This is a genomic window from Metabacillus halosaccharovorans (genome assembly GCF_002019635.1).
Lineage (GTDB): Bacteria > Bacillota > Bacilli > Bacillales > Bacillaceae > Metabacillus > Metabacillus halosaccharovorans.
In genome coordinates this window covers 744,352-762,144 of sequence record NZ_KV917372.1, presented here as the reverse complement: position 1 = coordinate 762,144, position 17,793 = coordinate 744,352, and the positions used below count along the sequence as shown (strand labels likewise).

Annotated in this window: 19 protein-coding genes; all 19 read left to right on the top strand. The window is 35.8% G+C overall.

Annotation, left to right across the window (positions count from 1 at the left end):
* Positions 1–126 precede the first annotated feature (126 nt).
* A complete protein-coding gene (locus tag BK577_RS18020) occupies positions 127–498 on the top strand; it encodes a P27 family phage terminase small subunit (protein ID WP_078434240.1) in 372 nt (123 codons plus the stop codon).
* Positions 495–2,192: a terminase large subunit gene (locus BK577_RS18015; protein WP_078434239.1), complete on the top strand. Its 1,698-nt coding sequence runs from the start codon at positions 495–497 to the stop codon at positions 2,190–2,192. Before BK577_RS18020 ends, BK577_RS18015 begins: the two co-directional genes overlap by 4 nt.
* Before the next feature lie 13 nt (positions 2,193–2,205).
* Positions 2,206–3,426: a phage portal protein gene (locus BK577_RS18010; RefSeq protein ID WP_078435310.1), complete on the top strand. Its 1,221-nt coding sequence runs from the start codon at positions 2,206–2,208 to the stop codon at positions 3,424–3,426.
* Positions 3,383–3,964, top strand: a complete 582-nt coding sequence (locus BK577_RS18005; protein ID WP_078434238.1) for an HK97 family phage prohead protease — start codon at positions 3,383–3,385, stop codon at positions 3,962–3,964. The genes BK577_RS18010 and BK577_RS18005 overlap by 44 nt, the downstream gene beginning before the upstream one ends.
* Positions 3,965–3,975: 11 nt before the next feature.
* Positions 3,976–5,172 carry a phage major capsid protein gene (locus BK577_RS18000; protein WP_078434237.1) on the top strand — a complete coding sequence of 399 codons (1,197 nt, stop codon included), beginning with the start codon at positions 3,976–3,978 and terminating at the stop codon, positions 5,170–5,172.
* A gap of 13 nt (positions 5,173–5,185) precedes the next feature.
* Positions 5,186–5,482: a hypothetical protein gene (locus tag BK577_RS17995; protein WP_078434236.1), complete on the top strand. Its 297-nt coding sequence runs from the start codon at positions 5,186–5,188 to the stop codon at positions 5,480–5,482.
* A gap of 2 nt (positions 5,483–5,484) precedes the next feature.
* Complete coding sequence (locus BK577_RS17990) at positions 5,485–5,799, top strand: head-tail connector protein (protein WP_425435951.1); 315 nt, start codon at positions 5,485–5,487, stop codon at positions 5,797–5,799.
* Positions 5,789–6,085: a phage head closure protein gene (locus BK577_RS17985; protein ID WP_169908364.1), complete on the top strand. Its 297-nt coding sequence runs from the start codon at positions 5,789–5,791 to the stop codon at positions 6,083–6,085. Before BK577_RS17990 ends, BK577_RS17985 begins: the two co-directional genes overlap by 11 nt.
* The gene (locus tag BK577_RS17980; RefSeq protein WP_078434233.1) at positions 6,078–6,443 is read left to right on the top strand and encodes a hypothetical protein; all 366 of its coding nucleotides are present in this window, start codon (positions 6,078–6,080) and stop codon (positions 6,441–6,443) included. Before BK577_RS17985 ends, BK577_RS17980 begins: the two co-directional genes overlap by 8 nt.
* Positions 6,440–6,769: a hypothetical protein gene (locus tag BK577_RS17975; protein ID WP_078434232.1), complete on the top strand. Its 330-nt coding sequence runs from the start codon at positions 6,440–6,442 to the stop codon at positions 6,767–6,769. Before BK577_RS17980 ends, BK577_RS17975 begins: the two co-directional genes overlap by 4 nt.
* A 1-nt stretch (position 6,770) precedes the next feature.
* Entirely contained in the window at positions 6,771–7,331 is a 561-nt protein-coding gene (locus BK577_RS17970) for a major tail protein (protein WP_078434231.1), read from the top strand.
* Complete coding sequence (locus BK577_RS17965) at positions 7,294–7,590, top strand: fibronectin type III domain-containing protein (protein WP_078434230.1); 297 nt, start codon at positions 7,294–7,296, stop codon at positions 7,588–7,590. The genes BK577_RS17970 and BK577_RS17965 overlap by 38 nt, the downstream gene beginning before the upstream one ends.
* A 14-nt stretch (positions 7,591–7,604) precedes the next feature.
* Positions 7,605–7,946 carry a hypothetical protein gene (locus tag BK577_RS17960; RefSeq protein ID WP_078434229.1) on the top strand — a complete coding sequence of 114 codons (342 nt, stop codon included), beginning with the start codon at positions 7,605–7,607 and terminating at the stop codon, positions 7,944–7,946.
* A gap of 253 nt (positions 7,947–8,199) precedes the next feature.
* Positions 8,200–10,995 carry a phage tail protein gene (locus BK577_RS17955; RefSeq protein WP_078434228.1) on the top strand — a complete coding sequence of 932 codons (2,796 nt, stop codon included), beginning with the start codon at positions 8,200–8,202 and terminating at the stop codon, positions 10,993–10,995.
* Complete coding sequence (locus BK577_RS17950) at positions 10,992–11,717, top strand: distal tail protein Dit (protein WP_078434227.1); 726 nt, start codon at positions 10,992–10,994, stop codon at positions 11,715–11,717. Before BK577_RS17955 ends, BK577_RS17950 begins: the two co-directional genes overlap by 4 nt.
* Before the next feature lie 21 nt (positions 11,718–11,738).
* On the top strand, positions 11,739–16,973 hold the full coding sequence (locus tag BK577_RS17945; RefSeq protein WP_078434226.1) for a phage tail spike protein: 5,235 nt from the start codon (positions 11,739–11,741) through the stop codon (positions 16,971–16,973).
* A 15-nt stretch (positions 16,974–16,988) separates the two neighbouring features.
* Complete coding sequence (locus BK577_RS17940; RefSeq protein WP_078434225.1) at positions 16,989–17,261, top strand: hypothetical protein; 273 nt, start codon at positions 16,989–16,991, stop codon at positions 17,259–17,261.
* Entirely contained in the window at positions 17,261–17,449 is a 189-nt protein-coding gene (locus BK577_RS17935) for a hypothetical protein (protein WP_078434224.1), read from the top strand. Before BK577_RS17940 ends, BK577_RS17935 begins: the two co-directional genes overlap by 1 nt.
* A gap of 59 nt (positions 17,450–17,508) precedes the next feature.
* Positions 17,509–17,793, top strand: a complete 285-nt coding sequence (locus tag BK577_RS17930; protein WP_078435309.1) for a hypothetical protein — start codon at positions 17,509–17,511, stop codon at positions 17,791–17,793.

Here is a 17,793-nt window from a genome sequence, read left to right as displayed (position 1 = left end):
CTCCACCTCAAGGAAACCGATGGATGGACTTTCAAAAAATACACAGGTCATTTTTTATATGAGGGGGGGATCAATTTTCAGAGGGGTTTAAGGATGGTCATTTTTTAAAAAAGGAGGGTGAAAAACATGGCGAAATTGAGCAAGAAAAAACAAGATGAATTAATCAAAGAAGAAATAGAGAGATATAGAAAAATTTTCGAAAACTTGCAAGAAGATAAGAAACAGGTAGTACAAAGATTAATTGAAAGAGTTGCTTTTATGACGATAACTCTTGAAATTTTAGAAGATACAATTAAAACCAAAGGTGCAACTTATACTTTTGTTAATGGATCACAGCGAATGGTAGTAGAAAACCCTGCCCAAAAGTCATATAACACTATGATCAATAGATATACTTCAGCATATGAGAAACTTTTCGCCCTTCTTCCTAAAGACGGATTAAATGTTGATACCTCTGACGATGATGACGGTTTTGAATCGTTTGTGGAAAACAAATGAAGCTTAGAAAGAGATATCCTCTTGCTTATAATCCAATTATTGATTACTACAAAAAAATTGAGTCAGGGGAAGAAGTTGTAGGGGATAAAGTAAGAAGGATTTATAAAAAACTGGTTGATGATATTCATGATGATAAATCTGAGTATGAATACAGTCCTAAAAAAGCCAATCATGCTATTGAATTTATAGAAAACTTCTGTAAGCATTCGAAAGGGAAATGGGCTGGATCTCCTATAGATCTTGAATTATGGCAGCATGCATTTTTAGCTGCAACATTCGGTTTTGTACACAAAATAGACGGCACACGAAAATATCGTGAGGTCTTTTTGGTCGTGGCAAGGAAAAACGGGAAATCCACTTTATCTAGTGGGATCTGTTTATATTTACAGGTTGCAGATGGAGAAGGCGGAGCGGAGATATATGCAGTTGCCACAAAGGAACAACAAGCGAAAATCGTATGGTCTGAATCAAAGAGAATGGTCAAGAAAAGCCCTGTTTTGTCTAAACGTATTAAAACTCTAGTAAAAGAATTGAATGCTGATTTTAACGATAGTGTTTTTAAACCAGTAGGAAGTGATAGTGATACTCTTGATGGTTTGAACGTACATGGAGCTTCTCTGGATGAAGTTCACGCTTGGAGAGATAAAAACCTTTATGACGTAATTGTTGATGGTACAAGTGCGAGAGAACAACCTCTAATAATAATGATAACAACAGCAGGGACTATTCGTGAATCTGTTTTTGACATGAAGTATGAAGAAGCGGAAATGTTATTGAATGGTTTTGATGATCCGGATGGATATAAAGACGACAGATATCTTCCGATCATATATGAATTGGATAATAGAAACGAATGGCAAGATCCTGCAATGTGGAAAAAAGCAAATCCAGCTTTAGGAACTGTAAAAAAGGTTGATCAGCTTGAAACGAAAGTTAATAAGGCAAAAGCTAACTCGATGCTTGTTAAAAACTTATTAACAAAAGATTTTAATGTCAGAGAAACATCTACAGAAGCATGGTTGAGTTTTGAAGAAGCGAATAATCCAAATACATTCGATATAAAAGAATTAAAACCACGCTATGCTATTGGTGGTGCGGATCTATCACAAACGGTAGATTTAACAGCAGCTTGCATAATGTTCAAAGTTCCTAATGATCCTTCAATTTATGTTAAACATATGTATTGGCTGCCAGAAGATCTTTTAGAACAAAGAACAAATGAAGATAAAATTCCATATGATTTATGGCATGAAAAGGGCTTGTTAAGAACCACAGAAGGAAATACAGTCCATCATAAATATGTGACAGAATGGTTCGTAGAAATGCAGCAAGAATATGATGTTTACATTCCTTGGAATGGATATGATAGATGGTCAGCACGTTATTGGGTTGAGGAAATGCAAAACTTCTTTGGTAAAGAGTCTATGATACCAGTCGCTCAAGGAAAACAAACCCTATCAAGTCCTATGAAGCTATTAAAAGCAGAATTAGAGAAAAAACGAATAAATTATGAAAACAACCCCATTACAAAATGGTGTTTAACAAATACATCTATTCATGTTGACGAAAAGAACAACACTATACAACCTGTAAAGGGTACAAATCACAGAAGGCGTATAGATGGTTTAGCGTGTATGTTAAATGCCTATGTAGTGTTTAATGATAAACAAGCAGAATATGAAAATTTAATTTAAGGGGGTGATTAAAATTGGTTTAATACAATGGATGTTCGGTAAAAAGGCATCAACAAATCAAACGATAACAGGTTATAAGCTCATTAATGATCTTGGTGATGGGTTTTATGCTTGGCAAGGCAGCATTTATAAAAGTGATATCGTAAGGGCTTGTATACGTCCGAAAGCGAAGGCGATTGGAAAGCTTATAGGAAAGCACATTCGAGATAATGCTAATGGTTTTTTAGATAGTCCAGATATCAACATTAAAATGCTCTTGATAGATCCTAATCCTTTAATGAGTGGACAGATGTTGCAAGAAAAGTTAGCCGTTCAGTTAGAACTAAATAATAATGCGTTCGCCTTGATCAAAAGAGATACGAACACATTGCTACCAACGGAGATATATCCTATCCCTGCCATTGAAGTTGAAATGCTAGAAGGGGCTTTAGGTGATATGTATCTCCGTTTTTATTTTGAAGATGGTTCAAAAATGGTTGTTCCCTATGCTGATGTTATTCATTTAAGGCAAGACTTTAACAGTCATAATATGTTTGGTGATAGCCCTCAAGATGCATTAACGGATCTAATGGACATTGTAAAAACGATTGATCAAGGGCTAATTAAAGCAATTAAAAACTCAAATATTATTAGATGGTTACTTAAGTTTAATCAAACATTAAGACCAGAAGACATTGAAGCAGAAACACAACGTTTTGTTAATAACTTCTTGTCTTCTGATAGTAAAGTCGTGGGGGCTGCCGCCACAGATGCTAAAGCAGATGCAAAGCAAGTAGAACCTAAAAGCTTTGTTCCAGACGATAAACAAATGAATGGAACCGTTGAGAGGATTTATAACTTTTTCAACACCAATAAGTCTATCGTCCAATCTGATTACACAGAAGATCAATGGAACGCTTATTATGAGTCAGTTATTGAACCAGTAGCGATGCAATTAGCAAACGAATATACTAGGAAGTTATTTTCTAGGAGAGAAAGAGGATTTGGAAACAAAATTGTTTTTGAGTCTATTAGTCTCCAATATGCTTCAATGGCTACTAAATTAGGTTTAGAAAAAATGGTAGATAGACAAGCGATGACTCCAAACGAATGGCGGAAAATCCTTAATTTAGCACCTTTAGAGGGTGGAGATAAACCTTTAAGACGTTTAGATACTGCTGAAATAAATGCAAGTAAAGGGGGTGATGGAAATGGAGAAAACGGAGACAAGGGAAATACTGACACAGAAAATTGAATTTCGTGAAGACGATGATGGCAATAAAAGTCTATTTGGTTATGCCGTTAAGTGGGGGCAAAAATCGCATGTCATGGGCTTTTATCGTAAGTTCAGAGAACAATTTAAACAAGGTGCTTTCGCTGATTCGTTACAAAAAGATGATCAGCGGTTTTTATGGTCACATGATGTTTCTAAAGTATTAGGGCGAACCAAAAACAACACCTTAAGGCTATCTGAAGATCCTATAGGACTTCGATTTGAATTGGATTTACCTAACACTAATTTAGGTGATGATTCTTTCAAATCTATTAAACGGGGTGACGTTGATGGAGTAAGTTTTGGCTTTCAAATGATCAACGAAGAGATAGAAGAACCTGATGATGATTTGATGTTGCGAACAGTCACGAAAGCAAAGTTATTCGAAGTTTCAGCCGTTGCCTATCCTGCCTATCCAGATAGCGAAGTTAGTGCAAGGGGCTATGATCCTTTGAAACATTACATTGAAGATGAAAAAGCAGAATTGCGTTCAAGAATATACATTTTAAATAATTTATAGGAGTGGTTTAAATGAACCGTATTAAAGAGATCTTAGAAAGAAAAGCAGAAATCAACGAAATTTTAAAAGATGAAAAGCGAAGCAAAGATGTTAATCTAAAAGATTTAGAAAAAGAAGTTCGAGAATTAAATGATGAATTAGCAGATTTAGAAACTCGCCAGCGTTTATTAGATGAAACAAAGCAAATCGAATCTGGTCAAGGTGAAGTAAGGAAAATTGAAACTTTTAATACTGGTGGAAATAAAGAAGAACGTAATGATGAAATAGATCCAACAGATACAATGGAATACCGTAAAGCTTTCATGAACTTCGTTTTAACTGGTGAAACAATTCCAAAAGAGTTAAGAGCAGATGCAATTACAGCTACAACTGATGTAGGGTCAGTTATTCCGAACACTATTCTTAATAGAATCGTTGAAAAATTAGAAGCTACTGGAATGATTTTACCTTTAGTCACTCGCACATCTATTAAAGGTGGGGTAACTGTCCCAACTTCTTCTGTAAAACCAGTTGCAACATGGGTAGCTGAAGGAGCAGGAAGCGACAAACAGAAAAAGTCTACAGGATCTATTACATTTGCATACCACAAGTTACGTTGTGCGGTTGCTGTTACTCTTGAAGTAGATACTGTTAGTCTTGCAATCTTTGAAACGACTATTGTAAATAACATTGCAGAAGCAATGACAAAAGCGATTGAACAAGCAATTATTAGTGGTGATGGTACTGGAAAACCAAAAGGAATTCTAGCTGAAACTCCTGCAACTGATCAATTAATCACAGCGGCTACTCTTAAATATGAAACTATCGTTGAAGCAGAAGCAGCACTTCCACTTGAATACGAAGATGGAGCAGTATGGACAATGACAAAGAAGACGTTCATGGGCTTTATCGGTATGGTTGATAATGATGGGCAGCCAATTGCAAGAGTAAACTATGGAATTGGTGGACGACCTGAAAGAACTTTATTAGGACGACAAGTTATTCTTTGTAACTATATTGGAAGCTTCAAAACTGCTGCAACTGGTGATAATGTTGCATTCTTATTCAACTACAAAGATTACATTTTAAATACAAACTATCAAATGGGTATCAAAAAATATACTGATAACGATACAGAGGATGAAATCATGAAATCTGTTATGTTAGTAGATGGCAAAGTTGTAGATAAAAATTCTCTTGTAGTTATTCAAAAAGCAGCCGCAGCATAAGGAGGTAATTTAGATGTCTTATAAGGTAAAAATTCCCTTCTTCGATAAAGCGGACAATTTAAAACCTTACAACGAAGGCGATTCTTATTCTCATGATGATGAGGAAAGGATCGCCTTTTTGATTGAAAAAGGTCATTTAGAAGGTGGAGTAATTTCGGAAGATCCGAAAAAGGAAACTCCAGAACCAGATAAAAATGAGTTCCCTAAACATAGTGGCGGAGCTTATTATGAGCTTTCTAACGGTGAGAAGGTCAAAGGGAAAGAAGAAGCTTTCAAGGCTCAAAAAGAGCTAGACAAGTCGGGTGAATGAAAATGACTTTACTTGATGAAGTGAAAACAGCATTGCGAATTAGTGCATCTAATACGGTTTTCGATATGGAGGTTCAAGGGTTGATAGACTCTTCTAAAATCGATTTAATCCAAGCTGGAATACTCGAAGGAAAAGTCAATCCGACACCTCCAGCGGAACCAGATGCAATTATAAAAAGAGCTATAATCACATATGCTAAAGCGAATTTTGGATATGACAATCCAGAAGCAGATCGCTTTAATCAATCTTATATAATGCTAAAACAGCACCTTTCATTATATGGAGATTACAAGGCGAGTGATCCTTATGCGCCATAAAGATGTTATTTTCTTATTGTCTATAACAATCACAGTAGATGAAATAGGAAATCAAATCGAACAATCACAAGAGCGAGAAGTTTTCGCTAATGAATTCGATATTAGCACTACTGAATATTATCAAGCAGGCGCACTAGGTCTTAAACCAGAAAAAAAGTTTGAGGTTTATAACTTTGAGTACAACGGAGAAACAAAATTCAAATACAACAATGATATATATGACATTATCCGTACTCAAACAAAAGGCGAAAAAATACGTCTTACGGGAGCGATCAAGAATGGCTAAATCAAAAGGAATAGGTTCTCTTTCTAGGGAAATCGCTCAAGCTTTAAGTGAATATACTTCGGAAATAGAAGAAGGTTTAGAAAAATCTAAGGTAGAAGTGGCAAAAGGAACGGTTAAAAACCTCAAAATAACTAGTCCAGAACAAACTGGAGATTATGCCAAAGGATGGGCTAGAAAAAAGATTGGTACAGCTCAAGTCGTCTATAATCGGACGGATTATCAACTAACACACTTGTTGGAAAATGGTCATGTAAATAGGGATGGAAGTAGGACTCAATCTACACCGCATATTGCACCCGCAGAGGATAAAGCAATTGATGAATTTATGAAAAAGGTTGAGAAGGTGATCAAAGGATGACTTTAACTGAATTAGCACAATTATTAAAAGCGACTGGTTTCTCAGTAGCTTATTCTCATTTTAAAGTAACTGAAAACAACCCTGCTCCAGATCCGCCTTTTATTACCTATCTTGAATTCGATTCAGATAATTTTCATGCGGATAACAAGACTTACAAACAAGTGAAAAACGTGAATGTTGAGCTTTACACAGTTAAAAAAGATCTCGCTGCTGAAAAGAAAATTGAGGACATATTTGATGCTAATGATATTCCTTATGAGAGTGATGAAACTTACATCAAAGATCAAGATTTATTTCAGAAAATATACCAAATTGGAGTGATATAGAATGCCTGAAAACAAAGTGAATTATGGTATTAAGAACGCACATTATGCAACATATACTGAAAGTGGTGGGATTATCACATATGACACACCTATTCCTTTGCCTGGTTCAGTCGAATTAAGTTTAGAAGCACGTGGGGATATGATCGAATTTTATGCTGATGATATGCTTTATTATAAAGCACCAAATAACCAAGGTTATAATGGGACATTGAGTATTGCTAATATTCCAGAATCCTTTGCTATAGATGTTCTAGGGGAAGAGAAACATGAAACGGACAAAGTTTTAACTGAGAAAGCGAACGCAAAGGGGAAACCATTCGCTTTTCTGTTTGAATTTGATGGTGATGTAAAAGCAACAAGACATGTAATGTACAATTGTGCAGCTAACCGCCCTAATTTATCTGGTTCCACTACTACCGATACAGTCGAGCCACAACCAAACGAATTAACGTTCATTGCAAGCGCAAGAAGTACAGACTTAGCAGTTAAAACAAAAACTACTCCAGAAACAACTGCAACCGTTTATGACAATTGGTATAAAGCTGTTTACTCTACACCCTAATGCGCCCACCAATGTAACAGCAGGAAATGCAACAGCATCGACAATCCCTTTAAATTGGGATGTTGTTACTTTTGAGGGTGGGATTTCAAAATACAATATTTATCGTGATGGTGAAAAAGTTGGAGAATCTGCAACAACTACATTTACGGATAGTGATTTAACAGCTTCAACAACTTACTCATACCAAATTACAGCAGTTAGTGATTCTGGTATTGAATCGGCTAAGAGTACCGCAGTAGAAGGTACTACAACAGCATAAGGTGGTAATTAGAAATGGAAAAAACATTAGTAATAGATGGACGAGAAGTGAAATTCAAATCTACAGGGGCAACTCCTTTACGATATAAAACACAATTCAATGAGGATTTTTTCGCTGACATTATGAAAATGGAACAATTGTCAAAGATTAAAGGAAAAAAACTAACATATGAGCAAATCAAATCATTAGATATGGAAGTTTTCTATAATCTTTGTTGGGTATTAGCGAAAACGGCTGATAAGTCTATTGGAGAGCCTTTGGACTGGTTAGACGAATTTGACGAATTTCCTATCATGGAAATTTTGCCGAAATTAAATGATTTGATATTGAGTTCCTTACAAACTAAAAAAAAATAGAAAATAAAGAGTCTAACGGTGATCCAATCACTACAGACTCTTTTTATTTTATGGTCAAGTCAGTTGGTTTAACCCTTGATGATATGGAACTAATGACAATAGGTATGATTCTGGATTATATAGAGGAATACATTGATCAAAAGAATCCCAAGAAGAAGAGAACAAGGAAAGCCAATCAAAAAGATTTCGATAAATTTTGAAGTCTCAACAATAGTTGGGGCTTTTTGTTTTTGTTTGAAAGGTAGGTGAGAACATGGCTAAAAGAATAAAAGGAATAACAATTGAACTTGATGGTGAAACAAAGGGACTCGATAAAGCACTCCAAAGTGTAAATAAACGTTCTATTAATTTGCAATCAGAATTGAAAGATGTAAATAAACTATTGAAATTTGATCCGAACAATACCGAATTACTAGCACAAAAACAAAAACTACTAGGTGATCAAGTAGAAAATACGACTCAAAAACTATCACAACTAAAAAATGCTCAATCACAAGTAGACGCGCAATTCAAAAGCGGAGATATAGGAGAAGAACAATATCGAGCATTTCAAAGAGAGATTGTATCTACAGAAGCGGAATTGAATAAGTTCAAAAAAGCTCTTGCTTCAGTAGATGATGGATCAAGTCTAAAAAATCTTCGAAAAGATCTTGATAAAGTAGAAAAAGAAGCACAAGAAGCCAAGGATTCATTGAAAGATATGAGCTCAGAAATGACAGCTACTCTTGGTGCAATTGCAGCAGGGGGCGGTATTGCAGGAGCAGTCAACAAAGCTCTTGATACCTCTTCTCTAAATACTAAGATAGAAATATCTATGGAAGTTCCTAAAGAATCTATAGAATCTGTTAGATCGTCAATTAAAACAGTAGAATCATACGGAATTGATGCAGAATCATCTTTAGAAGGTGTAAGGAGACAATGGGCATTAAATAAGGATGCAAGCGATGAAGCTAATGCAGCAATCGTTAAAGGTGCTGGAACTATCGCAACTGCCTATGCAGGTGTTGATTTCACCGAACTTATTCAAGAAACAAATGAAATATCAAAAGAGCTTAATATAACAAATGAAGAAGCATTAGGTTTAACCAATTCACTTTTAAAGATAGGCTTCCCTCCAGAACAATTAGATATTATCGCAGAATATGGCAAACAACTTACAGATGCAGGATTTAATGCACAGGAAGTTCAAGCAGTTATGGCTGCTGGAGTTGAAACCGGAACTTGGAATATTGATAACCTTTTAGACGGTCTAAAAGAAGGAAGAATAAAACTTGAAGAATTCGGTCAAGAAGTTCCAAAAGCTACAGCAGAACTACTAGAAGGCACTAACATTTCAAAGCAAGAGCTTCAAAAATGGGGTCAAGAGGTCGCCAAAGGTGGAGAAACAGGGCGAAAGGCTATGGAAACAGTAGCCCAAGAATTGCTCAAAGTGGAAGATGAGACCAAAAGAAACGCTTTAGGAGTTTCTATATTCGGAACAATGTGGGAAGACCAAGGGACTAATATCACCGACACTATTCTAAATATGGATAACCACCTAAAGACAACTAAAGAGAATCAGGATCAATTAAATCAATCTGTAGAGGGTTTGGACAATGATCCTGCTGTTCAAATGCAACAAGCGATTCAAAAGCTTAATGAATCATTACAACCATTATTCCAAATGATTGCTAATGTGGTCACAAAAATTGCTGAATGGGTTTCTGAAAACCCTCAATTAGCAGCAACAATCACAGCAATAGTTACAGTATTAGGGATTTTGATGGGTGTGTTTCTGGCTTTATCACCTATAATTACTGCAATTATAGGCCTAGCAGGAACGTTAGGAGTTAGCATAGGAGCTATTGCAGCACCTATAGCAATAGCCGTTGCTGCAATAGCTGCAATAATAGCTATTGGAGTATTACTATATAAAAATTGGGACACCATTTCAGCAAAAGCGAAAGAGACTTGGGATGGATTGAGTAAATTTATCGCTGAATCATGGGAATCCATTAAAAAAACTACATCGGAAACATGGGATTCTATAAAAAAATGGCTTTCTGATATTTGGGAATCTATTAAAAAAACATCTCAAAAAGTTTGGGATTCTATCAAAAAATTCTTTTCGGAACATTGGGATGAAATGCTTTCAATAGCTACTGGAGTAGTAGGGCTGCTTGTTTATTTAATTATAAACAATTGGGATAAGATCAAAAAAACAACTTCCGATGTATGGAATTCCATTAAGAAGTTTTTCTCTGATACTTGGAATGGGATAAAAGCCATTTTTAATAATATGATTTCCACAATCGTAAATTATGTAGTTAGTAGGTTTAACACCTTAAAAAACAACATTTCAACAATTTTTAATAATGTTAAAAATACGATTAGTAACATTTGGGGAAATATAAAATCTTTCTTTTCTAATGCTTTGAATAATATAGTTTCAACAGTTAGTAATAGATTTTCCTCAATGATCAGCACAGTTAGAGAGAGAATGTATAGTGTTTACAATAATATTAGAGATATTTGGAATAACGTAAAATCATTCCTTTATGGGGTAGATTTAAGATCCATAGGTAAAAACATTATCCAAGGCTTAATAAATGGTGTAAAAAGCATGGCATGGAGTGTTGTCAATAGTGTGAGAGGTGTTGTAAATGATGCCATTAGCGGAGCAAAAAGATTATTAGGAATTCATTCTCCTTCAAGAGTATTTAAACAAATTGGTGTATTTACTGGAGAAGGCTTTGAGATCGGTATCAACTCGATGGTAAGAGACATCCAAAAAGCTTCTGATAATATGGCGGCTGCATCAATTCCAGACCTTCCAAAAGTGGATCAATTGACAACTGGAATAAATAATATTAGTTCTTCTAATAATGCAGATTCAACAAACATAGCAAGTATTATAGCTGAAGCCATTTCAAAACTACCAGAAAAGATAATTGTTCAATCTTTATTAAACGGTAGAGTTATAGCCGAAAGTATTCAGGGAGATATGACAAAGTTACAAACAGGCACTAAAAATCGGACACTAAGACAGTTAAGGGGGAGAACAAATTGAGTTTAAGTATGACTTATAAGGGCATCCCTCTTCCTATTAGGGTTCTGAAAGTTAGAGGTAGAGGATTAGTCAATATAGAAACAAAAACAGTAACCATGCCTTCTAGGGATGGTTCTTATTATGTTCGAAAAAGACTACCTGATAAGCCTTTAGAAGTTGATTACATTATAGAAACTGATGGTTTAGAGGATATTAGAGATAAAATGGATCAACTAAATGCCATTTTAGTAGAAGGTGAAGTAGTTCCCGTTATTTTTTCAGATGAACCAGATACAACATATTATGCATATTTGAATGGTGATATAGATGATGATGAACATTATTTTATCACTAGTGGGACAATACCATTTATGAGGAACCCTTATAAATACAAACCAGAAAAAACTATTACTGATGATGCAGGAACTATAACCGTAAATAATGATGGTGTAAAAAATAAAAATCTTATAATTACGGCTACATTTTCTGCTTCTGCTACAGACTATAAAATTACCAAAAATTTAACAGGTGAATTTGTAAGAGTTATTTTCGGTTTCTCTGCTGGAGATGTTTTGGAACTAGATTTTACTAAAAGAAAAGTTTTGATTAACGGAAATGTTCAAATGCCTACTCTGGATATTTCTTCAACTTGGTTTTCTCTCGATAAAGGCAGTAACACATTGATTATAGATGATGCCCTTACATCGGTAAGTGATTTAACCTATAAACCTCGGTTCGCTTAATTCTTTTTAGGAGGTGGGAAGATGTCAGACCTACTACTTTTTGATGATAACGACGATTTATTAGCGGTATTATCAAATGAACCAGATCAAGACGAAGAACATGCAGCCTGTCCTTTCTGGAATGCACCCTTTAAAGAAGAATTGAACCGAGGTTCGACTTTTGAATTTAATGTACCGGCTACTCATGAAGATTCTGTGCATGTAAAGGAAGATAACCAAGTTGCATTCATGGATAAGGATGGGTATTTCCGATTATTCATTATTAGGGAAACTGAAAGTGTTGATGGTGAAGAAGGGGCAGAGATCCATGCAATCTGTGAACCTTCTTTCATGGAATTAGTGGATGAGCCTTTAGAAGATGTTCGCCCTTATGATACAACCGCAGAAGATGCACTAGATCGGGCTTTGATCAATACTAGATGGCAGAGGGGAACAGTAGCACCATTAGGGATCAATTCTACCAACTATTATTATATTAGTGTTAAAGATGCCATAGAGAAGATTCTTAACACATGGGGTGGAGAATTAAGGGATCGGATCGAAATCCTAGATAATGAAATAGTTGGGAGATATATAGATATTCTTCCCAGACGTGGAGCTGATACAGGTAAGCGATGGGAAATAGACAAAGATATTATTGCAATCAGTCGCAATAAAAAGTCTTATGTTAAAACAGCTTTATATGGTCGTGGGAAAAGTCTTGAAACAGAAGATGGTGGATATACAAGAAAGATCACATTCGCAGATGTTGAATGGTCTGTTGCTAATGGTGATCCTGTTGACAAGCCTTTAGGACAGGAATGGGTAGGAGATCCAAAGGCTCTTTCTCAATTCGGTTACAAGAATTCTGATGGAAGCCGTAGACATCGTTTTGGGTTCTATGAAAATGGTGATATTGAAGATCCAGAAGAATTATTACTTGATACTTGGAATAACCTTCAAATTCAATCTAAACAGTTTGCTAATTACACAATCGATGGTTTATTACTTGAAAATATTGATGGTTATGAATTCGAGAAAGTGAGTTTAGGAGATACGAATATAGCCATTGATCGTAATTTTGCAGAACCGATTGAAGTAGAATTACGAATTATTTCTTATGAGTATGATGTGTCGAATCCCCATGACGTTGGTAAGGTGGAAATGGGGCAGTTCATAGAATTATACGATGAGGAAAGAGAAATTGAAGCCATTAAAGCGAAGATCAATGATAAAGAGGGCATATGGGAGAGTGGGGGAGATTCGGGACCTATTGATGGTTCTGATTTTCCAGATATTATTCCAGATGTTCCAACATTAACGGCTAGTGGATTGTTTCAAACTGTTTTATTAGATTGGACATTCCAAAGTGAATTATATGTTGCTGAATATGAGTTATATGCTTCTCAATTGAGTAATTTTACACCAGATCCATCTAATCTCATATATCGGGGGAAATCTTCTGGTTACACTCATTCTGTTGATACCAATCAACAATGGTATTACAAAGTGAGGGGTGTAAATACTCATGGAAATGCTAGTGATTTCAGTTTAGAAGCTTCAGCACAAACGGCAAGGATTATAACGGATGAAATCATGTTTGGAGCCATCACAAATGATTTGCTTGCCGATTTAGCGGTTGATGCATCAAAATTGGCTGATCTTGCAGTTACCGAAAGTAAGATAGGTAGTGGAGCGGTTACGAATGGAAAATTAGCTGATTTAGCAGTAAATGCAAATAAATTAGCAAATGGTTCTATTACCGAGGTTAAAGTAGGAAATAGTGCTATCACAACAGGGAAATTGGCAGATTTAGCAGTTATAGCAGAGAAGATGGCCAATGGTTCTGTTATCAATTCTAAGTTAGGAAATTTAGCCGTTGATGCTTCTAAGATCGCAAATGGAGCAGTTAACAATGATAAGTTAGATGATCTAGCGGTAACGGCTCAAAAAATCGCAGATGGTGCAGTTACAGAGCTAAAAGTTGGTAGTGGAGCAATAACCAATTCAAGATTAGCCGATTTAGCGGTTGATGCTCTTAAGCTTGCAAATGGAGCGGTGACAGAGGGGAAAATTGGTAGTGGAGCGGTCACAGAAACAAAGTTAGGTTCTGGGGCAGTTACAAATGGTAAATTAGCAGATTTGGCGGTTAATGCTTCTAAATTAGCAAGTGGAGCAGTAACAGAAACGAAATTAGGTTCTAATGCAGTAACCAATGCGAAACTAGCAGATCTAGCGGTTGATGCTGAAAAGTTAGCGAATTCAGCAGTTACTTCAACCAAGATTGCGAATCTTGCAGTTGGAACGGCAGCTATACAAAACCTTGCAGTTACGAATGGTAAGATCGATGATTTAGCAGTTACATCAGCCAAGATCGCTAATTTAGCTGTAGGTAATGCGGCAATAGCTAATGGAGCCATAACCGAAGCTAAGATTCAAAACTTAGCGGTAACATCAGCAAAGATTGATGATCTTGCAGTTGTAAATGGGAAGATCGCAAACTTGGCAGTTGGTACAGGTGCTATTCAAGATTTGGCAGTTACAGGAGCAAAGATTGCTAATCTTGGAGTAACCAATGCGAAGATCGATAATGGAGCTATCACAGAAGCGAAGATTGCTAAATTAGCAGTCGGGACAGGAGCCATTCAAAACTTAGCGGTTACAGGTGCTAAGATTGCAAATGCTACCATCACCAATGCACAGATAGATTTCATAAGTGCTGATGTAATTTATACTTCTAGTAGTAATGTGATGCCGCCGGGATGGGATACTTTAGATCAATTCGGATTAGGAGTACAACCACCTGGGCAAAGTGGAAATAATTCTATTTGTGAAATAACACAAGACCATGCTTATATTGGTAGGTATTCTTTAAAAACATTAAATAGCGCGGCGAATTCTTATAAATATATAGAAACTTCAAATGGTTTTGTTGATGCGAAACCGGGTGAAAGATGGATAGCTAGTGTTTATGCATTAAGACCTTATGATACAACTGCATCATTAGTTATCTCTCTTGTATTTAGGGATTCTTCTGGAAATGCATTAACTTCTACCTATGGATCGAAAACCATTGACCAAAATAATTCATGGACAAGATTATATTCAGCGGCTACTGCTCCGGCTAATACTGCAAAGGTATCTGTATATATAAGAACCCAAGATTCAGAAGCTAGAACAGTATATTGGGATGCCTTTCAATTGGAAAAAGTTGAAGATGTTACACAAACTATACCAACACCATTTAGACCTACTGGTTCTACCATAATTCATGGTGGAAATATCGTTGCTGATTCAGTAACGGCAGATCAAATGGCGGCTAATTCAGTAACGGCTTCTAATGGTGCAATCGCAAATTTAGCGGTTACCAATGCAAAAATAGCAGATACGGCAATCACTTCAGCCAAAATCGCAAACTTAGCAGTTGGAAATGCAGCCATCGCAAATGGAGCTATCACAGAAGCGAAGATAGGAAATCTTGAAGTTACCACAGGGAAGATTGATGATTTAGCGATTACCTCTGCAAAAATTGCAAGTTTAGCCGTAGGTACAGGAGCAATCGCAAATCTAGCAGTCACCAATGCAAAGATCGGAAATTTAGCAGTTGGAACGGCTCAAATTGCAAGTTCAGCGATCACTAATGCGAAGATTGCTAATTTAGCAGTTGATAGTGCGAAGATAGCGGATTTAGCTATCACGAATGCTAAAATTGCTAATGGAACGATCACGAATGCAAAGATCGCGAATCTTGATGCAAGTAAGATCACAACTGGAATTTTAAAAGCAATTGATATAGAAGGGGTAACCATCACAGGTTCTACTATTCAATCGATTGTAGGGAATTCATCTACGACCATTCAAGGGGCTGAATTTACTTCTGTTTATACCTATACAGATGGTACAAAAGATCAATCATTAATTTCATCGGGTGAATTTTTACATCAAAGATATAGAAAAAATGCTTCTAATGTAAATTATCTATATAGTGAATTTGAATTAGGTAGATATGGATTCGCTTTTAAGTCCAGAGGTGGATTTGCTTTTAGTGAAGATGGCATATTCATGGACAGTTGGGCTGATGAAAATGATCTGAGCCATCAACAATTAAATTTTGTATCTGGTGGGGTTGAAAGATTAGGTTTTGCCTGTGATGAAGAGAATGATTTCATGTTAATGACTTCAGATGCATCAAGGGTAACCGTTGCGGGGGCTGCTGAATGGTTAATCTCTCCTAGTGGCGGAGTTAGAATTCCGAATATGAATGGTCCAATCAAAATAAAAAATGTAGATGGTCATGCTAACTTAACCATCACTAACCAAAGTGATCAATCAGCCGGTATAATACGTTCTGGGGCTAATAGGGATTTCGAGGTATATGCACAATTCGGTAAAATGACATTATCAGCTGAGGGATCGTCTGCTCCTCTTAATCTTGTATCAAAATATGGTGATATTAATTTAACTCCTTATGATTACAGTCCGAATGTAGGTTTAGGGGCAATTAATCTTAATGGAATAACAAACCTAAATGATGATGTAACTATCAATTCTAGCTCTTTTAGGCAGTATTTAGATCCTTCAACATTTGGTGGTATTGAAATCATTTCACAATCTTCTGGATATGATCCAACAATTTCTTTAACTGCACCTGGTGGAACATGGACAGTCCGAAATGATGATTCTGTTAATAACATATATGAATGGCGTTGGGATAATGTACGTAAGGCTTATATCAACACTAATGGGGATATTGTTGCTAGTCGTAATCTTATCTCTAGTGGCGGTGTTGAAGGTACTTTAAAACATATCAGTGGCTATGCAAGGGTTTATCCTTATAGTTCTCAATATGATGATGGTTCATATGGAAGATTTTTTTATGACGGAACAAACAAAGAATTAGAGTTTAGTGCTAGAAAGGATAGTCCTGTAGCAACATATGGTGTTGCTTTAATAGCATCTGCTTTTAGAAATAACTCATCGGCATTATTGAAAACTAACATAACAGATCTTACCGATGAAGAGGCGCTAATGTTATTGGATAGCGTTAATATATCCAAATATCACATGATTTCTGATGTTGAATCCGGGGTATATGATAAACCTAGAATAGGTGGAATTGCTGAAATGATGCCAGCACCAATCAGTAATGGTAGCAACGTAGATACCTATTCAATGATTTCAACTCTATGGCATGTTGTAAAAATACAAAAAAGAGAAATCGAGGAATTGAAAGAAAAATATAATGATGTCATTGAAGTCTTAGGACAAATCGCATAAAAAGGAGAGGTTAAAATGACAGAACAACAACCACAACAACAATTCGATGAAAAGGATTTATTATTACAACATCAAAATATTCTAAATGAAAAAGCGATGAATGCAATTTCAAATGATCTAGCAAGAATTTCAAGAGAAAGAGCGGTTTTTGCGGCACAATCAGCAGATTTCCAAGAAAGATTACAAAATGTATTACAACAATATGAAAATCTAAAAGTTGAAAACGAAGAGTTGAAAAAAGAGATTGATACATTAAAAGCTGAAAAAGCGAAAGGGGAAGATAAATAATGAAAATCATCATCATTGAACATAGTGGTGAAGTTCATACAACCGAGGTTGATAATTACAATGTCCAAGAGATATTCACACAATTAAAGGAAGCGCAGAACAGTGAAACCAATGATCATGTTGTCCTAATCGGTGAAGTGATCATTGATTCAAGAAGTGTTAAAACAGTATCTCTTGTAAAAGAATAAACTATCGAACCTAGTCTTTATGGCTAGGTTTTTATATTTTATGAAAGGTTTTGATGACATTGACAATAGAAGTAGGGATATTAATTGCAGCATTTGGATTGGTAATTAGTTATCAGGTTTACCAACTCAATAGAACAAAATCAGTTAAAGATGATGGACAAGAAAGGGCAGAATTAAAAGTTGAACTAGGATATATCCGTAGGGGTGTGGATAATATTTTGCTTGATTTAAAAGCTAAAGAAATACAATTAAATGATCACAGTGAACGAATTACAAGGGTTGAGGAATCCGCAAAGCAAGCACATAGGCGATTAGACACAATTGAAAATAAAGGAGATGCTTAA